The 17,687-nt window shown below is 55.8% G+C and carries 20 protein-coding genes; 11 read left to right on the plus strand and 9 right to left on the minus strand.

Going from position 1 to position 17,687, the window contains the following annotated elements; all coding sequences use genetic code 11:
- The first annotated feature begins 110 nt into the window (after positions 1 to 110).
- The 5 genes from QWY27_RS07050 to QWY27_RS07070 all read left to right on the plus strand — a co-directional run bounded on the left by QWY27_RS07050 (position 111) and on the right by QWY27_RS07070 (position 3,568).
- Positions 111 to 521, plus strand: a complete 411-nt coding sequence (locus QWY27_RS07050) for a rhodanese-like domain-containing protein (protein WP_290196118.1) — start codon at positions 111 to 113, stop codon at positions 519 to 521.
- Between the two features lie 18 nt (positions 522 to 539).
- Positions 540 to 797: a glutaredoxin 3 gene (gene grxC, locus QWY27_RS07055; RefSeq protein ID WP_290196119.1), complete on the plus strand. Its 258-nt coding sequence runs from the start codon at positions 540 to 542 to the stop codon at positions 795 to 797.
- Positions 798 to 895: 98 nt separating this feature from the next.
- On the plus strand, positions 896 to 1,405 hold the full coding sequence (gene secB, locus QWY27_RS07060) for a protein-export chaperone SecB (protein ID WP_290196121.1): 510 nt from the start codon (positions 896 to 898) through the stop codon (positions 1,403 to 1,405).
- A 39-nt stretch (positions 1,406 to 1,444) separates the two neighbouring features.
- A complete protein-coding gene (locus tag QWY27_RS07065; protein ID WP_290196122.1) occupies positions 1,445 to 2,524 on the plus strand; it encodes an NAD(P)H-dependent glycerol-3-phosphate dehydrogenase in 1,080 nt (359 codons plus the stop codon).
- Positions 2,525 to 2,575: 51 nt separating this feature from the next.
- Positions 2,576 to 3,568 (plus strand): Bug family tripartite tricarboxylate transporter substrate binding protein, encoded by a 993-nt coding sequence (locus QWY27_RS07070; protein WP_435433457.1) that lies wholly within the window; start codon positions 2,576 to 2,578, stop codon positions 3,566 to 3,568.
- A gap of 66 nt (positions 3,569 to 3,634) precedes the next feature.
- On the opposite strand, the gene QWY27_RS07075 is transcribed toward QWY27_RS07070, so the two are convergent.
- The gene (locus tag QWY27_RS07075; RefSeq protein WP_290196124.1) at positions 3,635 to 4,105 is read right to left on the minus strand and encodes a tRNA (cytidine(34)-2'-O)-methyltransferase; all 471 of its coding nucleotides are present in this window, start codon (positions 4,103 to 4,105) and stop codon (positions 3,635 to 3,637) included.
- Positions 4,106 to 4,110: 5 nt separating this feature from the next.
- Entirely contained in the window at positions 4,111 to 4,845 is a 735-nt protein-coding gene (locus QWY27_RS07080; RefSeq protein WP_290196127.1) for a ComF family protein, read from the minus strand.
- Between the two features lie 55 nt (positions 4,846 to 4,900).
- Here QWY27_RS07080 and QWY27_RS07085 point away from each other — a divergent pair, with 55 nt between their 5' ends.
- Entirely contained in the window at positions 4,901 to 5,833 is a 933-nt protein-coding gene (locus QWY27_RS07085; protein WP_290196128.1) for a methyltransferase domain-containing protein, read from the plus strand.
- Here the strand turns inward: QWY27_RS07085 and QWY27_RS07090 are convergent.
- Positions 5,819 to 6,637, minus strand: coding sequence for a sulfite exporter TauE/SafE family protein (locus tag QWY27_RS07090; protein ID WP_290196130.1), 819 nt, complete (start codon positions 6,635 to 6,637; stop codon positions 5,819 to 5,821). The genes QWY27_RS07085 and QWY27_RS07090 overlap by 15 nt on opposite strands.
- A 96-nt stretch (positions 6,638 to 6,733) precedes the next feature.
- Between QWY27_RS07090 and QWY27_RS07095 the strand changes: the two genes are divergently transcribed.
- Positions 6,734 to 7,720, plus strand: coding sequence for an XdhC family protein (locus QWY27_RS07095; RefSeq protein ID WP_290196132.1), 987 nt, complete (start codon positions 6,734 to 6,736; stop codon positions 7,718 to 7,720).
- A 15-nt stretch (positions 7,721 to 7,735) separates the two neighbouring features.
- Here the strand turns inward: QWY27_RS07095 and QWY27_RS07100 are convergent, their stop codons facing one another.
- The 4 genes from QWY27_RS07100 to rsmB are packed head-to-tail and all read right to left on the minus strand — an operon-like array spanning position 7,736 to position 12,690.
- Entirely contained in the window at positions 7,736 to 8,425 is a 690-nt protein-coding gene (locus QWY27_RS07100) for a response regulator (RefSeq protein WP_290196133.1), read from the minus strand.
- Positions 8,426 to 8,442: 17 nt separating this feature from the next.
- Positions 8,443 to 10,755: a sensor histidine kinase gene (locus QWY27_RS07105; RefSeq protein ID WP_290196135.1), complete on the minus strand. Its 2,313-nt coding sequence runs from the start codon at positions 10,753 to 10,755 to the stop codon at positions 8,443 to 8,445.
- A complete protein-coding gene (locus QWY27_RS07110; protein ID WP_290196136.1) occupies positions 10,752 to 11,351 on the minus strand; it encodes a DUF4390 domain-containing protein in 600 nt (199 codons plus the stop codon). Before QWY27_RS07110 ends, QWY27_RS07105 begins: the two co-directional genes overlap by 4 nt.
- A 10-nt stretch (positions 11,352 to 11,361) precedes the next feature.
- The gene (rsmB, locus tag QWY27_RS07115; protein ID WP_290196138.1) at positions 11,362 to 12,690 is read right to left on the minus strand and encodes a 16S rRNA (cytosine(967)-C(5))-methyltransferase RsmB; all 1,329 of its coding nucleotides are present in this window, start codon (positions 12,688 to 12,690) and stop codon (positions 11,362 to 11,364) included.
- A gap of 137 nt (positions 12,691 to 12,827) precedes the next feature.
- On the opposite strand from rsmB, the gene rimO reads away from it, so the two are divergent.
- Positions 12,828 to 14,150 (plus strand): 30S ribosomal protein S12 methylthiotransferase RimO, encoded by a 1,323-nt coding sequence (rimO, locus tag QWY27_RS07120; RefSeq protein WP_290196140.1) that lies wholly within the window; start codon positions 12,828 to 12,830, stop codon positions 14,148 to 14,150.
- A gap of 4 nt (positions 14,151 to 14,154) precedes the next feature.
- The gene (fmt, locus tag QWY27_RS07125) at positions 14,155 to 15,120 is read left to right on the plus strand and encodes a methionyl-tRNA formyltransferase (RefSeq protein ID WP_290196141.1); all 966 of its coding nucleotides are present in this window, start codon (positions 14,155 to 14,157) and stop codon (positions 15,118 to 15,120) included.
- Here the strand turns inward: fmt and QWY27_RS07130 are convergent.
- Positions 15,089 to 15,364 carry a SemiSWEET family sugar transporter gene (locus QWY27_RS07130; RefSeq protein WP_290196143.1) on the minus strand — a complete coding sequence of 92 codons (276 nt, stop codon included), beginning with the start codon at positions 15,362 to 15,364 and terminating at the stop codon, positions 15,089 to 15,091. The genes fmt and QWY27_RS07130 overlap by 32 nt on opposite strands.
- The gene (def, locus tag QWY27_RS07135) at positions 15,364 to 15,876 is read right to left on the minus strand and encodes a peptide deformylase (protein ID WP_290196146.1); all 513 of its coding nucleotides are present in this window, start codon (positions 15,874 to 15,876) and stop codon (positions 15,364 to 15,366) included. The genes QWY27_RS07130 and def overlap by 1 nt, the downstream gene beginning before the upstream one ends.
- A gap of 142 nt (positions 15,877 to 16,018) precedes the next feature.
- On the opposite strand from def, the gene dprA reads away from it, so the two are divergent.
- Both dprA and azu read left to right on the plus strand, forming a co-directional pair.
- Positions 16,019 to 17,191, plus strand: a complete 1,173-nt coding sequence (gene dprA, locus QWY27_RS07140; RefSeq protein WP_290196148.1) for a DNA-processing protein DprA — start codon at positions 16,019 to 16,021, stop codon at positions 17,189 to 17,191.
- Positions 17,121 to 17,684 carry an azurin gene (gene azu, locus QWY27_RS07145; protein ID WP_290196150.1) on the plus strand — a complete coding sequence of 188 codons (564 nt, stop codon included), beginning with the start codon at positions 17,121 to 17,123 and terminating at the stop codon, positions 17,682 to 17,684. The genes dprA and azu overlap by 71 nt, the downstream gene beginning before the upstream one ends.
- The last annotated feature ends 3 nt before the right edge of the window (positions 17,685 to 17,687 follow it).

A 17,687-nucleotide genomic window follows, 5' to 3' on the forward strand; every position in this document is an offset into this window, starting at 1 on the left:
AGGTTAAAGTGTGGATAAAGCATCATTTTATAATTGTCTGTGCAATAACTCATAACCCACCCTGAATTAGGGGTGCAACCGCCTTTCTGAACAGCCTTTCTGGATACACCGTGGATTTCTTTTTAAGTCAAAATAACCTGTTGTTAATCGGCGTGGCGCTTATTTCTGGCTTGGCACTCGCCTGGCCCATGATTCAAAGCAAACGCGCAGGCGCAAGCATTAGCTGCACGGAGGCCGTACAAATGATGAATCATCAGCACGCCATCCTGATCGATATTCGTCCTGGCGAAGTCTTTGCCGCGGGCCACATCCCCCAGGCACGCAGCATCCCGGCCAACGACATCGAGAAAAAAGCGGCAAACCTGCCTAAAAACAAGCCCTTGATCGTTGTGTGTGATTTCGGCCGTACCGCGGGCGCTGCTGCCGTCCGTCTGCGTGCGCTCGGTTTTACGCAAGTCAGCGTGCTTGGTGGCGGGATGCGCGCCTGGTCGACTGCGGGCCTGCCCCTGTCAACGAAATAATCTCTAACGGAGCCCAACATGAATAAAGTCGTGATGTACACCACCGGCTACTGCCCATTCTGCACACGCGCCGAAATGCTGCTTAACCAGCGCGGCGTGACTGAGATCGAAAAAATCCGGATCGACGAGGACACCGCTCAACGCGCAATCATGATGGAACGCACCGGACGCAGAACCGTCCCACAGATTTACATCGGAGAGACTCACGTGGGCGGGTTTGACGACCTGTCCGCGCTTGATCGCGAGGGCAAGCTCGTGCCCTTGCTAAACGGGTAAGGCCCTCTCGCCACCTCTGGTGTTTTTACTTTCTTTTACGACGACTTCCTCTTCTGAATGAAGCGTCTCTTCTAAGCACAGCCTCTACTGGAATTTTCATGGCCGAACAAAATACTCAAGCTGACAACGCCCCCTCCTTCAACATGCAACGCGTGTACCTGAAGGATCTCTCACTTGAGATGCCTAATGCACCGAGCATCTTCCTCGAGCAAGACGCTCCCGCAGTCGAGGTCTCCATCAACATTGGCGGCCAGGCCCTGGCAGAGACTGTCTTCGAATCCACTGTGACCGTAACTGTCACCACGCGCATCAAAGACAAAGTCCTCTACCTGGTTGAAGCCACTCAGGCTGCGATTTTTGAGATGGTCAACATTCCTGCCGAACAGATTGATCCACTGATGGGAATCGTTTGCCCAACTATGTTGTATCCCTACTTGCGTTCAAATATCGCCGATGCGATCACACGCACCTCTTTGCCCCCTCTCCACCTGGCCGAAGTCAACTTTCAGGCGCTTTACGAGCAACGCATTGCTCAGGCTGCCCAAGAGGGCCAGGGTGCCCAGGAGGAGTCGGGACTGATTCTGCCCCCCGGTGTGACACGCCAGTAACGCGATCGACCCGTATTGCATTGACCTGCATGATGCCCCATGGCCCCGCATAAAGCCGATCAACTCCCGCGACCCGTCGCCGTGTTGGGTGCGGGCGCCTGGGGGACAGCGCTTGCCTGCGCGGCAAGTCGCCAAGGGCCCACGATGCTGTGGGCGCGTGATCCGGCGCTCGCCGAGCAACTCGCTCATCAGCATGTCAATCCACGTTATTTACCAGGGATCTCGTTGCCTGACAGTCTGCTTTTTACTGCCAGCCTCGATCAAGCCCTGGCGCACACAGCTGCCAGAACATCTGGACCATCGGGGCTACTGATTTTAGGCGTGCCGCTGGCAGGGCTTCGCATGCTTTGCCAAGAGCTCGGCGAAAAATTGTCCAGACAACTGCCAGCCCAACTGAAGCCCAAACCACAAACGTTGGCAGGCATTGTGTGGACCTGCAAAGGCCTCGAGGCTGAAACTGGAAAACTCCCTAGTGAGATCGCGCGCGAAGCCCTCAGCGCCGTGCCCGATATTCCGACAGGTGTCCTCTCCGGCCCTTCCTTTGCCCGCGAAGTCGCGCAAGGTCTGCCGGTGGCGCTCACCATCGCCAGTCAAGATGCCGCATTACGCCGCGCGGTCATCGCTGCCTTGCATGGCGGTGCCATGCGGGTCTATGCCAATCAAGATGTCATCGGGGTCGAGGTCGGTGGTGCGCTAAAAAACATCATGGCGATCGCCTGTGGCATCAGTGAGGGTCTCGGTCTCGGAACCAACGCACGCGCTGCGCTAATTACCCGCGGGTTGGCTGAAATGACTCGCTTTGGTGAAGCACTCGGTGCGCAGAGTGCCACTTTCTACGGCCTGACAGGCTTGGGTGATCTGGTCTTAACCGCAACGGGCGAACTGTCCCGTAACCGGCAAGTCGGCCTAGAGATCGGGCGCGGCAAGTCTTTGAATGAAGTCCTCGCCACCGGACTGACGGCCGAAGGCGCACGCTGCGCACAGGCCGTCCTTGAACGCGCCACGCGACTAGGTGTCGAACTCCCCATCACCCATGCAGTCTGCGAAGTACTTTTCGAAGGCGTCGCGCCGTTTGAAGCGGTCACGCGCCTACTCTCTCGCGTGGCAACATCTGAATAACCCCGCCATGCTTTTACTGACCCTTTAGGACTTGCCGTGACCGCCCGACTCATTTCACGTAGATTGCTTCTTATTTTGCCTATCCTTGCAAGCCTTGCAGCAAGTATCGGTTTGGCGAGCACCGCTACCGCTCAAACCGCATGGCCCCTCGAAAAGCCGATTCACCTCGTCGTTCCCTTTCCCGCCGGCTCCTCTCCGGATATTCTGGCGCGTACCCTTGCCACCCCCTTGGCAAAAAAACTCGGCCAAAACATCATCGTTGAAAATAAGCCCGGAGCGGGCGGCAATATCGGCACCCGCTTTGTGGCCCGTGCGCCAGCTGATGGCTACACCCTGCTCTACACGATCAACGGCCCGCTTGTCACCGCACCGACTCTTTACAAAAAGACACTCGGTTACGATCCATTCAAGGATCTAACCCCCATCACGCTGGTTGCCACCAGCCCCAACGTCCTCATCGTCAATGCCGAGTTTCCTGGCAATAACGTGGCAGATTTTGTGAAACAGGCTGGACAACAGTCTGGGCGCTGGAATTACGGATCTATTGGTCCGGGCAGCGCCTCACATCTCGCGATGGAGCTCTTTAAAAAACAAGCAAACATTGAGCTCGCACACATTCCATACAACGGTTTTCCTCAAGTCACCACTGCCGTGATCGCCCAAGACATCCAGGCAGCCTTCATGGTGCCCGCGATTGCGATGACTCAAATCAAAGCAGGCAAGGTCAAAGCGCTGGGGATCACTAGCCGCTCCGCTGTGGAGGCACTACCGGGCATCGTCCCGCTCTCGGAACAAGGATTCGCGGAGTTTGAAGCTATTTCCTGGAATGCCATTCTTGCGCCTGCCGGTACCCCGCCCGGCATCCTCGCACGACTGCACACCGCACTCGCGGAAATTTTAAATAGCGATGAAATCAAACAAAAATTTTCCACACAGTATTTTTCAACTGTCGGCTCAAGCCCAGCCGAACTTGAGCGACTGATGAAACAGGAAAAGCAGCGATGGGATGCGGTGATTGATACGCTTAAGCTGTCTCTGGACTGAGCATCTCGCCAAACGCGTGCCCCCGTCAAAGAAAGAACTCCTCACAGGATGCACGCGTAAGAGGTGCTAGACAGCGCCTGGATAGCCTTGCTGTCGCCATGCTTCAAATACGACAACGGCGACAGCGTTCGAAAGATTCAAGCTGCGTTGCCCTGGCATCATTGGTAGTCGCACACGCTGTGCAGGCTGAAACAAGGCCATTTGCTCAACCGAGAGCCCGGCCGTTTCTCGACCAAAAACAAAAACATCTCCCTCTTGCAAGCTGACTGCGCTCACCAGCTGCGTTGCCTTGGTCGTCATGGCAAACACCCGATCAGCGGGGGCCCCAGTCGCGGCGATCGCCAGCGACAAGCTGTCGTGCACTTTGACAGGCTGCCACTCATGATAGTCAAGACCGGCCCGTTTCAGGCGTGTGTCGTTAATCTCAAAACCAAGCGGTCGCACAAGGTGCAAGCGTGCGCCCGTGTTGGCGCACAAGCGGATCACATTGCCCGTGTTGGGAGGAATTTCAGGCTGAACAAGGATGACATCAAACATGGGCGCTATTTTGCCAGAGTCCGGGCGGCAACAAGTGCAATCACGCCTTGCGCACCTGCCTGAAGCAACGCCTCCGACGCTTGTTCAAGCGTGCTGCCCGTTGTCAGCACATCATCCACTAACCCTACCCAGCCGCCTTGGAGACGCACACGTCCGATATACAGTCCGCGCACGCTGTCTTTTCGGGCTTGCAAGCTCAGGGTTTTCTGGCGATTCGACTCACGCGTGCGACCTAGCCATCCGCCCCGCAAGGGGACTCCACTCAAATGCGCCAATTCGCGCGCAATTTCACCTGCGGGATTCATGCCCCTCTGCAAGATCGCCTCGCGGCTGGACGGAATGGGTATTAAAGCCTCCAGCACCGGCAAGGCAGGTTGCGCACCTTGCATATTGCGCCATAACAATCTGGCAAACAAGCCCGCATCGACCAGACGACCCTGCGCCTTAAAGCGACGCATCAGCTGATCGCCGGGTGGCGCAAAACGCACGCCAGCGATGGCCCGTGCATAGGTCGCCGTGCGTAGCTGACATGCGCCGCACAGCATGCTTGATTCCACGCACGCAGCAGGCATCGCAAGCGGTTCTTGAAATAAACAGCGTACACACTGCCGACGGGCGTCAAAAACGAAACGGACATCCTTTTCGCAGAGCTGGCAAAGATCGCCGCCCATTGCCGATAACCCACATAAGGGACAAGACGTGCGGAGTATTTGCCGGATTTTCTCGCGAATAGAGTACATTTTCATATCTCCCTCGCGCATTCTGCCTCAGCGCGAACAGTCTATTTTCTGAGCTATGACAACAACATCCACGCCGAATCGCCTACCTATCCACACTGAACACGTGCTGCGACAGTTCAATCGCAGAGGCAATCTCAGCTCGGCTCAATTTTTATATGGCGAAGTCGCGCGTCGAATGGATGAGCGTCTGAGACTTATTCGACTCGTCCCCAACCAGCTTCTCGACGCAGGCTGTGGCGCAGGCGCACAAATTTCACTCCTCCATACCCGCTACCCGTCGGCCCATTACATTGGTCAGGATCACAACGCGGGACTCCTCAAACGCGCCCAACAACAGGCAAAAAAAGTCTTTCCAACAGGATGGCGTGAGTGGAGTAAACGTTTACGCGGTCAGACACCCGCCGCCACCTGGCTCGACACTGATCTGGCTCACTCAGGACTCGCGCCCGAATCGATTGATCTGGTCTGGTCCAATCTCGCTTTGCACTGGCACCCTGCTCCGCATGAAGTCCTGCAAGAATGGGGACGCGTCATTCGTCCCAATGGCCTAGTCTTTTTTTCTTGTTTTGGTCCCGCAACGATGCAAGAACTTCGCCAGGCGCTTGTGACGGCAAATCTCACTACTGCTACGCCTAGTTTTGTCGATATGCATGACTTTGGCGATCTATTGATCGAAAAAGGTTTTGCGGACCCAGTGATGGATCAAGAGGTGTTGACACTCACCTACGCCTCTGCTGAGAAGCTTTTGCAAGACGTGAAAAATCTTGGCGGCAATCCCTCTGTCGGTCGACGAGCAAGCCTGACCACCCGTCATTGGCGTCAACGCCTGCTCGATGCTCTGGAGACACAGCGCAAACCGGATGGACGCCTGCACCTGACAATTGAAGTCGCTTACGGACACGCCTGGCGTAGCGCCACCAGACGTAGCGCGGCGGGTGAGACACGCATTAGCGTGAGCGCGATTCAGCGAAAATCAGCCGAAAAATGAGTAGTACGCTTTGTAAGCCATGTATGCCGCCAAGCCAAACAGCAAGAACGCAAAAATACGCTTGAGTGTTTTGACAGGAAGATTGTGTGCGGCGCGTGCGCCAACAGGCGCCAAAATCACGCTGCAAATGGCCAAAATAATCAATGCGGGCCAGTAGATATAACCAACCATTTCAAAGGGCAAGCCTTCTTTGTTCCAACCCGACCAGATGTAGCCAATCGTATTAGCAAGGGCAATCGGGAAACCAAGTGCCGCAGAGGTGCCAACAGCTTGATGCAGAGGGACATTACACCAGAGCAAAAAGGGCACGGAGATGAACCCTCCCCCTGCACCGACCAGTCCCGACAGGAAGCCAATCGTACCGCCCGCAGCGACTGTGCCTGCCTTACCGGGCATCTGACGAGAGGGCTTGGGCTTTTTGTCACGCAACATTTGGTAGGCCGAATAGCCCACAAATAAGGCAAAGAACAATGCCAACCAACCTGTTTTAAGGAAAGAGAAAATTGCACCGCCTGAAACCAGCCCACCCACCACAATGCCCGGGGTCAATGCTGCGACAAGATCCCAGCGGACCGCACCCTTTTTGTTATGGGCCCGCACACTCGAGACAGAGGTAAACAAAATCGAAGCCATTGAGGTGGCAATCGCGGCATGCACGGTCAACTCAATCGGCAGGCCTTGCCATGTCAGCAGGAAGGTGAGGAAGGGCACGAGCAGCATGCCGCCGCCAATCCCCAATAATCCGGCGGCAAAACCGGTGACACAGCCTAGAATGGCAAGAGCTAGGATAAACAATGGATCCATGAGGTTTAACTCGTTCTCGACGCTGGGAAAGGGGCTCAGTATACTGATTGGATCGTTCCCGTGCCCAACTCCACCCCAATTCTGAAAATTTGCAGCATGGACTCTCTTGATACCGAAGTGTTGAAACAAGCCCAAGAATGGGTGCTTGATGGCCACCTTGTTCATTTGGCAACAGTCGTGAAAACCTGGGGTTCAGCTCCCCGTCAGGCTGGTGCCATGCTTGCCGTTCGCCAAGACGGACGGGTAGTAGGCTCGGTCTCCGGGGGTTGCATCGAGGACGATCTGATTGTGCGCGCGCAACAAGGCAGGCTGCCAAGCAAACCTGAATGGGCGCGCTATGGTGTGTCGCAGGAAGAAGCCGCCCGTTTTGGCCTACCTTGCGGAGGCACACTACGCTTGGTCATCGAGCCCCTGACGCCGGGTGCGTGGCTCGAAAAAGTCGTCTCAACGACCCAGGAACAGAAATTAATTGGTCGTTGGCTCGATATGTACACAGGCGTGTCCACGCTCACCGATGCACGACCTGGCCAACTCACTGAAGTCAAAGAAGACGGTTGTCACTTTGTCTATGGACCACATTGGCGACTGCTGATCATCGGCGCAAACCAGACCGCGCGCGCGCTGGCACAAATCGCCACCATGCTTGAATTTCAAGTCATCATTTGCGATCCACGAGAAGAGTTCACTGCGGATTGGGATATGCCGGGTGTGAGCCTTCTGCCAGGTATGCCCGACGATGCCGTGCTGGAGATTCAAACCGACTCCCGCACCGCAATCGTCGCAATTACCCACGACCCCAAGCTCGATGATATGGCACTTTTGGAGGCGTTGAAATCTGAGGCCTTCTATGTCGGAGCCTTGGGCTCGGTCCGCAATCAGTCCAAGCGACGAGAGCGCCTGCTCAGTTTTGATCTTTCAGAGCAGGAAGTGAATCGGCTATACGGTCCGGTCGGTCTGCCAATCGGCAGCCGTACGCCCGCAGAGATCGCCGTTGCTGTGGGTGCCCAGCTTGTGCAAGTCAGACGCGCACTCGACGACGCGCGTGTCAGCGGACTCAGCCAGCCACCTGCATCAACAGCTTAAGCTTGCGCAGAGGCTTTACCCGCCTCGCTTGCGTGACTCAATGCCGAGCTGCTTGAGCTTGCGGTAAAGGTGCGTACGCTCAAGGCCTGTTTTTTCCGAAACGCGGGTCATGCTGTTATTTTCCCGGGCGAGATGGTATTCGAAATACACCCTCTCAAATGCGTCACGCGCTTCTCGCAAAGGCTGGTCCAGCGTGATGTCACCAAGGAGGCTGTGATCAACCGGTTCGGGGCTCGCCGCGACTTCAGCCTGAATCACTGGCTCCACAGCTTGTGGTGCGACGTGGCTCGGTGGCGCCACGGGAACAAACGTACCATTTGCAGACTTGGCAACAGGCAAACGACCACGCGCCAAACCCGCCGAAATAGTTTTGAGCAAACGCTGCAAGGTGATCGGTTTTTCCAGGAAATCAATCGCACCGATGCGCGTCGCCTCGACAGCCGTATCAATCGTCGCATGGCCACTCATCATGATCACAGGCATATCCAGCAGCCCTTGTGAACCCCACTCTTTGAGTAGCGTCACGCCATCCGTGTCGGGCATCCAGATATCGAGCAAAACGAGATCAGGGCGCCCGCGCAGGCGGGCAGCACGCGCCTGCGCCGCATTTTCAGCAAGCTCAATCGTGTGCCCCTCGTCGTACAAGATTTCAGAGAGCAACTCACGAATCCCGACTTCATCATCGACAACCAAAATTCTGGCCATATATCTTTCACCACCCCTTACACATGAGCATTATCGTTGCCTTGCGGCGACGCGTCCAGCGGTCCCGCCAGCTGCGTCAACAAAATAGAAACTTTGGCACCACCTTCTCGCCGATTGGACAAATCGATACGACCCTGATGCTCGTCAATGATTTTTCGAACAATCGCCAACCCTAGACCTGTGCCCTGCGCCTTAGTTGTAATGTAAGGCTCAAAAGCACGTTGCAACACTTGAGATCCAAAGCCGGGGCCGTTGTCCGAGACCGTAAATCTCATGGCAGGCTTATCGGGACTTTCGGTATTTTCCCGACTACCCGCCTGGATGAGTTTAGTCGTGACTTCGATCACTCCCCCCTCCGGCTTTTCAGCCAGGGCATCACGCGCATTCGCCAACAGATTGTGAATCACCTGGCGCAGCTGCGTTGGATCACCCAAAACCGGCGGTAAAGCCGGATCAAGAGACACCTCAAGATGCCAAGCATGCCGCTCATCTCTCACCATACCATCGATTGGATCCCAGCCATAAAGACCCAACACCTCATCGACGAGGGCATTGAAGTCCACTGGAGTCATCAGAACGGCCGGCTTGCGCGCATACTCTTTAAAATCGTCCACCATGTGCTTGAGGGAGCTGACTTGATTGACGATCGTATTGGTCGCTCTTTCTAAAAGCGCCGCATCGACCGGATCCAGCTTGTGTGCCAATTTCATCGCCAAACGCTCTGCCGAGAGCTGAATGGGTGTCAGCGGATTTTTAATCTCATGCGCCAGACGACGCGCGACCTCACCCCAAGCAACGCTTCTGTTGGCGGACATGACCTCCGTAATGTCATCAAAAACGACCATGTAGCCATTATCGCGCCCATCCACAAGCAATTGCGTGCCACGCGCGAGCAAGGTCAGCGTGTAAAACTTGGAGTCGTCGCTCAAATCTGGAAGTTTAAGTTCGAATTGCTCCTGCCAGTGCGTACGCTCAGAGCCTACCGCAGCATGCTGCGAAAACGCCTGACGGATCATGCCGGCAAAATCAATCATCCCGTCAATAGTCTCCAGCGGCCGACCGGGAGCGGAGCGCAAATCAACGCTCAAAATAGCTTGGGCGCCATGGTTAAAAGTGGTCAAGCGGAATTGCTGATCAAAGACCAGCACGCCCGCCGACAGATTAGATAGAACGCTCTCAAGATAAACGTTCGATCGCTCCAGCTGGGCACGATTGGTCTCGACCATGCGACGCGCCTCTTCAAGCTGTCGGGTCATATCGTTGAAAGAGCGAGTGAGCTGTCCGACCTCATCCCTGGTAGGTGGCTCGGGAAGCGGTCGGAAATCTCCCACACTCACGGCTTGCGTACCCGCGGCAAGCGTCAGCAAAGGCCTCACCAGCTTTCTGGAAAGATACAACGCCACGGCAATCGCCGCAAAAACTGTCAGCAAGAGGGCCAGCGTCAAGGTGACCGCAAACAGGTTACGCAAGCTTTGGCGAGACAAAGCGAGTTCTTGATAGTCCAGATAACCGTTCTGGACTTCGCGGGCATTTTGGGCAATCTTGTCCGGAACAGGCTGAGTCAGTTGTAACCAACGCGACTCTGACGTTACACCCAGTGTCGTTTCTGTCCGCTCGGGCGAACCGACCGGAACAATCACGCGGAGCTGTAGCCCCGCATCACCCAAATTAGCCGTAGGATCATCCGAATCCGCCGCGGCATAGCCACGCGCAGTTCGTAATTGGTTCAGTACTGCAGCCGGTGGTAGAGGGGGTAAGAGCGTGCCGATATTGTCTGTTGAAAAAGCAATCAACCGGCCACTCGTTGTAAACACCATGGCATCGATCGAGCCGCTTGTCTCACGCAACCGTGTCAGGACAGCGGCGATATCGGGATCCGGAGTGCCGCTCAAGTCAGGGGTCATTGAACGCGCCCGCGCGTCAAGCTGCGCAAGCTGAGAATCCAATGCAGCCCTGCCCAATGCCAAACCCGACTCCAGCGCAGTATCGACGCGAACGTTAAACCATGACTCAATCGAGCGCGACATGAACTGCAAAGAGACCGTGTAAATCAGCGCCCCGGGCAACACGCCGATGAGCGCAAACGCCAGAGCAAAACGGGCGGTCAGTCGCGAACCAAACTTGCCGATCGAGAATTGTCGTGCCAGTCGAAACGTTAGCCAAACCACCCACGCAAACAATGTCAGGGCCAAACCACCATTGAGCCACAGCAAGAGTGTCTGATACTGCGCCAGCAGCGAGGCGTTGCCTGTCGACCACGCGAGCAAAATGAATAAGACGACCGCACTGGCTATACCAACCCCAGAAACAAGTCGCATGAGAGGGTTCATTTGGCGGCCTCTGACTGGCGAATTGAAAAATCAAAAGGCTTCCAGGCACTGGCCAGCGACCAGGCGCCTCGATTCCGTGCATCGAGTTGCAAAGGTCTAGCCAGATGAGAGGTGTCGAGTCGAATGCGGACAGCGCCATCGTAGCGAACGTTTGGTTCAAAACGATCCAAAGGCGCAACCGGCCAGCCACGCACTTTTTCAAGCACAGCCAACGCCTCCTGCAGCGATGCAACTGGCAAAAATAAATCTCCCGTCGCGACGCGCCATTGCTGTGTCAAGGTGTTGTAGGACATGCGACGGGTCAGCGAGGTTTCGACAATGGGCTTGTCCCACCACCACCAACGCGGAGCTGTGATTTTCACATCAAGCGTGAAATAAAGGGGGACGCCGCGCTCTGCCGCTTCGAGAACAATTGGACTAAGCGTCAGATTGACATCCAGGTCCATCGTGAGATGTCCTTCGCCAATCAGGGGCTCGATCTGTTTGATTTGAGCCTCGCCCGCGGACACGCTGTGATGAGAAAAAGCACCCATCACCAAGAGGCACACCAGCAGTGCGCCTCTGAGCAAAGTCCAGGCTTTCAACTCAGCGTTCATTTTTCAACACCTAGGCCTTTCGGGTAAACAACGCATAAAAGAAACCATCGTAGCCCGCAGGGTGTTCGGAGTCTGGCAGATGGGGCAATAACTGTCCAGGCGCGCTTAATCTTTCTGCCTGCGCGTGGCGAGCCGCAAAAGCTTGCGCCTGCATCTCACCCTCTTGCGGAAAAATCGAACAGGTCACCATGAGTAGTTTGCCACCAGGTGCGACCACACTCCAGAGGGAATCTAAAATTTCTCGTGCCAGCTTGGCTGTCTGACCGATATCCTGTGCGCGGCGCAACCACCTGATATCAGGATGCCGACTCACGATGCCTGATGCGGTACAAGGCAAATCGGCCAGCACCGCATCAAAAGGCTTGCCATCCCACCAGATATGGGTTTTGATCGCACTTTCTGCGACCAACCGGATCCCGCGACGCATCAAACCCAAACGCTTCAGATTCTGATGCACGCGCTCGAGACGCGCGGCATCCACATCAAGCGCCGTCAAATCCACCTTTGCCAGTTCCAAAAGGTGTGCCGTCTTGCCCCCGGGCGCTGCACAGGCATCCAACACCTGCATCCCATCTTTGACTGCAAGCAGGGGAGCCGCTAACTGTGCCCCCGCGTCCTGCACAGACCACCAGCCTTGCGCATAACCAGGCAAGGATGTAATCGGTCGCGGCGCCTCCAACACCAGCCCTGCCTCACCAAAAGACTTGACTGCAATGCTTTGCTCAGCAAAGGCCTGCACAACCGCTTCGCGGGTGATCGCGCGCAGATTGACACGCAAAGTCAGCGGTGGGTGGGAATTGGCGGCAGTTAACAGCGCCTGCCAATCTTGGGGGTATGACTGTTGCAGACTCTCAATCCACCACCGCGGATGGTTCCAGCGCGCTTCCAAATCGTCCTGAACCTTTGCCAGAACACTGTCACGCTCGCGTTGAAAGCGTCTGAGCACGGCGTTGACCAAGCCTTTAAACGAAGCTGTCGAACGATGCCATTGCGTGGCCTGAACTGATTGATCAACCAAAGTATGCGCCCCATAAATGGGTGTATCCGCTTCAGGGGGTTCTTGCTGGGCACGCATGGAAGCATCCAGTAACAACAGGCTCAGTCCAATCAAGGCATACATGGTTGCACTGGAAGGCTCACGCTCAACAAGCGTGCGTCGCAGGGCTTTTGCCTTCCCCCAATGACGCATCGCGTAAAACGCCAGGGCTTGCGCGGCGGGACGCAAATCAGGATGAACGTCTGCGAGGGCTTCAGTCAGGGACTGGCCGGACTCGACTGCGGCCACGGAACTGGCCGCGGCCAGCAGGGAATGCGATAAGGCAGGAGTAACTGGATTCATCCCTCAATTGTATGGGGCTTTGGCGCGATGGTTCACGAGGCTCGCCATTTCTACCCTGTCAACGTCCGCTTTGACCATAGCGCAGGGTAAAATCAGTCCCTGTTTAATGCGGGTACTTGCCCGCTAGGTCACTCAATATGTCGTCACCAAAAGTCGGTTTTGTCAGTCTCGGATGTCCTAAAGCACTCGTAGACTCCGAACGCATCCTCACGCAGTTGCGCACTGAGGGCTATCAGATCGTCCCCAACTATGACAATGCCGATGTGGTCGTGGTCAACACCTGTGGTTTCATCGATAGCGCCAAAGCCGAGTCGCTTGATGCCATCGGCGAAGCGATTGCCGAGAATGGTCGCGTGATCGTGACCGGCTGCATGGGTGTGGAAGAGTCCGTGATCCGGTCCGTACACCCCAGCGTACTGGCTGTTACCGGCCCTCAGCAATACGAGCAGGTCGTGCGCGCCGTGCACGAGGCTGCGCCCCCCAATGCCTCGCATGACCCTTTTCTGGACCTCGTGCCACCACAAGGGATCAAGCTCACGCCCCGCCATTACGCCTATCTGAAAATATCCGAAGGCTGCAACCATCGCTGCAGCTTTTGCATTATCCCCTCCATGCGAGGCGATCTGGTCAGCCGACCGATCGGTGATGTGCTGGACGAGGCGCAAAGACTCGCAAAGGCTGGCGTCAAAGAGCTGCTCGTCATTTCCCAGGATACAAGTGCATATGGCGTGGACGTCAAATATCGCAGTGGATTTTGGAATGGTCGTCCCGTCAAAACCCGCATGACAGAGCTATGTTCGGCTCTTTCGGAGCTAGGCATATGGGTGCGTCTGCATTATGTCTATCCCTATCCGCATGTGGACGAGGTGATCCCGCTTATGGCGGAAGGCAAAATCCTCCCCTACCTCGACATTCCTTTTCAACATGCCAGTCCTCGCATTCTGAAGGCCATGAAACGCCCCGCGTTCGAAGACAAAACCATGGCACGCATCCATCGCTGGCGTGAGCAATGCCCGGACATCACGCTGCGCTCGACCTTCATTGTGGGCTTTCCCGGCGAGACTGAGAGTGATTTCCAGTACCTACTGGACTGGATGTCTGAGGCACAACTCGATCGCGTCGGCTGTTTTCAGTACTCGCCCGTCGAGGGAGCCCCCGCCAATGCTTTGGCGGGCGCCGTTCCCGACGAGGTCAAACAGGAACGATGGGATCGCTTCATGGCGCATCAACAAGCCATCTCCACCGAGCGCTTGGCTAAACGCGTCGGGCGCGAGATTGACGTGCTGATCGACGAAGTCGACGAGGAAGGCGCCGTTGGACGCTCGAGTGCCGACGCCCCGGAAATTGACGGCTGCGTCTATATCGACAGCGACACACCCCTTCAGCCAGGCGATCTCATCCGCGCACGCGTGACTGACTCTGACGAATACGATTTGTGGGCGGAAAAGATTGGTTCCTGATGCCATGCGCGTAGGTTTTGCCGGAACGCCCGAGTTTTCCAAACTTGCCCTGCAAGCGATCCTGAACGCTGGCTTTCAAGTGCCGTTGGTGCTCACCCAGCCTGATCGTCCCTCCGGACGCGGACTCAAACTCACGCCAAGCGCGGTCAAGCAGCTCTCAATTGAAAACAAGCTACCCGTCATCCAGCCGCGCAGCTTGCGGCTGGATGGCAAATACCCAGACGATGCACGCGCAGCCCAACACGCCTTGCAAGAAGCACGACTGGATGTTTTAGTGGTCGCAGCCTATGGCTTGATTTTGCCCGCCTGGGTGCTGCAAACGCCTCGCTTTGGCTGCCTGAATATCCATGCGAGTTTGTTGCCGCGCTGGCGGGGAGCCGCGCCCATCCAGCGTGCAATTGAAGCAGGTGACGACCAGACGGGCGTGACTATCATGCAAATGGACGAAGGCCTCGATACTGGCGACATGTTGCTTGTTGAGAGCTTACCCATCGCATCAACAGACAATGCCTCTACCCTGCATGACAAACTCGCCGAACAAGGTGCGCGACTGATTGTCCAAGCCCTGAAGGCTCTGCCCTCAGGCACACTGACCGCCAGCGCTCAGCCTTCAGAAGGGGTGACTTACGCCGCAAAGCTCGACAAGGCTGAAGCCGCGCTTGCTCTAAACGAACCGGCAGCGTTGCTGGCCCGCCGCATCCGTGCGTTCAATCCCGCACCAGGTGCCACATTGAGGCTGCCAGGGATCGCTGAGCCCGTCAAAGTGTGGGATGCCGTAGCACTGACAAACGGACAGCGAGTGCCCACGCCAGATCGCGAAGGCGTTGCGCACATTTTGGGTGTCAGCGCTGATGGGATCGATATCGCCACCGGTGAGGGCACTCTTAGACTGTTGGAACTGCAAAGACCGGGAGGCAAACGTCAACCCGCCGCAGCGTTTATTTCAGGGTGGTCTGCGGCTTCTCTTTGAGCTTGAGCACCAAAATAATGCCCGAGAGCACAAAGGTGATGGTGTTTGCGAAAATCAAAGGCAGTGACTCGATCATCACGCCGTAACCCAACCAAAAACCGATCCCCGCAGTGAACATCACGTACATCGCAAGAGAAATTGCGGCGGTGTCGCGGGATTTAATCGTTTTGATTGTCTGCGGGAAAAAAGCCGCTGTCGTTAAAAAAGCACCGATATACCCAAGTGTCTCAATGTGTATGGCCACTAGACTCGCTCCAGCTCGCGCTGCTCTTTTTTGAGTTTGGCCTTCAGACGTGTCTGCTTGAGCATCGACAGGTGTTGCACAAACACCTTGCCATTAAGATGATCCAGCTCGTGCTGGACGCATACTGCAAGAAGGCCATCGGCCTCAAATTCGATTGTCTCGCCTTGCAAATTAAGCGCACGAACCCGGATCCTGGCGGGTCGATCCACCTCGTCATACACGCCAGGAACAGACAGGCAGCCTTCTTCGTAGGTCTTTTTTTCGTCGCTGAAACTCAAAATCTCAGGGTTAATCAGCACGCGCAAATCGCTTTTATCTTCGCTGACATCGATCACGACAACACGCTCGTGCACATCAACTTGAGTCGCGGCTAGACCCACACCGGGAGCTTCATACATTGTCTCAGTCATATCGGCTACGAGCTGACGAATACGATCGTCCACCACGCGCACCGGTTTGGCCACCGTATGCAGGCGCTTGTCGGGATAGTTCAGAATTTTGAGCAGAGCCATAACTAAAAATCACGTATTTACACGAATTGCTTTCATTTTAAATTAATAACGCTGCAATTTCGATGCATTCCGCATGATTTGGGAGGGATTTTCAGGACCTTTTGAGCCTTGTTTAGAGTCAAAGCCATGTCAAAGTCATGGCATGCCACACACTCTATCTACCGAAATGCTTTCCGCATGGCTGCGCCTGAGCATGACTCCAGGACTGGGGCCTATCCAGGCTCAACGTCTACTTCGCCACTTTCCCAACCCCTTGGCACTCATACAAAGCACGCCGCAACAACTCGCGGCTTGCGTGCCTCAAGCGCTACATGAGGGTTTGCAGCGCGCCAAAAGCGAAGACGTGACCCAGCTCATCACTCAAGCTTTACACTGGGCAGAGCAATGCGACCAGACCATTTTGACGCCCGATCAGCCTCAATATCCTGGCTTGCTCCAACAGATGGCCGATGCACCGATAGTTTTGTATGCAAAAGGCAATCTCGCGTGTCTGCAACGTCCCGCCCTCGCAGTCGTCGGTGCACGCAACGCCACCGCGGATGGACTCGCACATGCAAATGACTTTGGCTGCGCCCTGGCCAGACGAGGCTGGTGTGTCGTGAGCGGTTTGGCACATGGCGTAGATGCCGCCGCGCATCGAGGCGCGCTGAAAGCCGGACTCGGTGGCGGGGGGACAATCGCTGTGCTCGGTACCGGCGCAGATGTGGTGTACCCACGTCAACACACCGAGCTCTTGGCAAACATACTCGAGCAGGAGGGCCTTGTCCTGTCGGAGTTCACCCTTGGCACACCTGCTCGGCCTCAGCATTTTCCCAGACGCAACCGAATCGTGGCAGGTCTGGCGCACGGCGTGCTGGTGGTTGAGGCCGCACTCAAAAGTGGCTCATTGCTAACCGCCAGGCTTGCCGTCGAGATGGACCGGGAAGTTTTCGCGGTGCCAGGCTCCATCCACTCACCACTCTCTCGCGGACCGCACGCATTAATTCAACAGGGCGCAAAACTGGTCGAAACAGCAGATGATATTTTGAACGAACTCAAAGCGTATTGTGTGCAAGTCACCAGTGTCGCGGCGTTGTCACCATCCAACGCACCCGATGTAGACAGGGCAGCGCAGCGCGCAGCCACACCACGCTCACCGATTTGGGACGCAATCGGCTACGATCCTATTACTGAAGACACTTTGCAACAGCGAACAAACATGTTGCCCGCTATCCTGCAGTGCGAGTTGTTGACCCTGGAGTTAAATGGCGACATTGAACGCCGCCCTAATGGCCGAATTGTTCGCGCGCGCAAGCGGCTCTCAACAAGTGATTGACTACATGAAAATACTGTTCCCAATACTGTTCCCTCTACCAAAGCTGTTCATAAATGTTCTAAGCGCGATGATTTTGTGCTTGTCGAGCACTCTCGCCTTAGCACAGGAGGGCTGCGCCACAACGATTCAAAGCGACGATGCACTACGCTTTACACCAGACAAAATTGAAATCCCGACGTCTTGCAAAACATTTACTGTCACACTTAAACATACTGGTCGCCTACCCAAACTTGCCATGGGACACAATTGGGTGCTAGCCAAGCTCAGCGACCTCGATGGAATCTCGCGCACGGGCATGCTTGCAGGCGCCGACACTGGCTATGTCGATCCCAAAGACGCCCGCGTTCTTGCGCATACTGGCGTAGTGGGAGGGGGCGAATCAAGCTCTGTCACATTTGATGTGTCGACACTCGTCCCAGGCGAACACTATGGTTTTGTGTGTACGTTCGCAGGACACTCGCCCGTCATGCGAGGCACGATTGTTTTAAAGTAAGCC

Source organism: Zwartia vadi (assembly GCF_030410375.1).
Classification (GTDB): domain Bacteria; phylum Pseudomonadota; class Gammaproteobacteria; order Burkholderiales; family Burkholderiaceae_B; genus Zwartia; species Zwartia vadi.

Bases quoted from the DNA above. Each gene is read 5' to 3' on its own strand.
- grxC (WP_290196119.1), top strand. From the start codon at position 540: ATGAATAAAGTCGTGATGTACACCACCGGCTACTGCCCATTCTGCACA.
- secB (WP_290196121.1), top strand. From the start codon at position 896: ATGGCCGAACAAAATACTCAAGCTGACAACGCCCCCTCCTTCAACATG.
- QWY27_RS07065 (WP_290196122.1), top strand. From the start codon at position 1,445: ATGGCCCCGCATAAAGCCGATCAACTCCCGCGACCCGTCGCCGTGTTG.
- QWY27_RS07075 (WP_290196124.1), bottom strand. From the start codon at position 4,105: ATGTTTGATGTCATCCTTGTTCAGCCTGAAATTCCTCCCAACACGGGC.
- QWY27_RS07080 (WP_290196127.1), bottom strand. From the start codon at position 4,845: ATGTACTCTATTCGCGAGAAAATCCGGCAAATACTCCGCACGTCTTGT.
- QWY27_RS07085 (WP_290196128.1), top strand. From the start codon at position 4,901: ATGACAACAACATCCACGCCGAATCGCCTACCTATCCACACTGAACAC.
- QWY27_RS07090 (WP_290196130.1), bottom strand. From the start codon at position 6,637: ATGGATCCATTGTTTATCCTAGCTCTTGCCATTCTAGGCTGTGTCACC.
- QWY27_RS07095 (WP_290196132.1), top strand. From the start codon at position 6,734: ATGGACTCTCTTGATACCGAAGTGTTGAAACAAGCCCAAGAATGGGTG.
- QWY27_RS07100 (WP_290196133.1), bottom strand. From the start codon at position 8,425: ATGGCCAGAATTTTGGTTGTCGATGATGAAGTCGGGATTCGTGAGTTG.
- QWY27_RS07105 (WP_290196135.1), bottom strand. From the start codon at position 10,755: ATGAACCCTCTCATGCGACTTGTTTCTGGGGTTGGTATAGCCAGTGCG.
- QWY27_RS07110 (WP_290196136.1), bottom strand. From the start codon at position 11,351: ATGAACGCTGAGTTGAAAGCCTGGACTTTGCTCAGAGGCGCACTGCTG.
- rsmB (WP_290196138.1), bottom strand. From the start codon at position 12,690: ATGAATCCAGTTACTCCTGCCTTATCGCATTCCCTGCTGGCCGCGGCC.
- rimO (WP_290196140.1), top strand. From the start codon at position 12,828: ATGTCGTCACCAAAAGTCGGTTTTGTCAGTCTCGGATGTCCTAAAGCA.
- fmt (WP_290196141.1), top strand. From the start codon at position 14,155: ATGCGCGTAGGTTTTGCCGGAACGCCCGAGTTTTCCAAACTTGCCCTG.
- def (WP_290196146.1), bottom strand. From the start codon at position 15,876: ATGGCTCTGCTCAAAATTCTGAACTATCCCGACAAGCGCCTGCATACG.
- dprA (WP_290196148.1), top strand. From the start codon at position 16,019: ATGCCACACACTCTATCTACCGAAATGCTTTCCGCATGGCTGCGCCTG.
- azu (WP_290196150.1), top strand. From the start codon at position 17,121: ATGGCGACATTGAACGCCGCCCTAATGGCCGAATTGTTCGCGCGCGCA.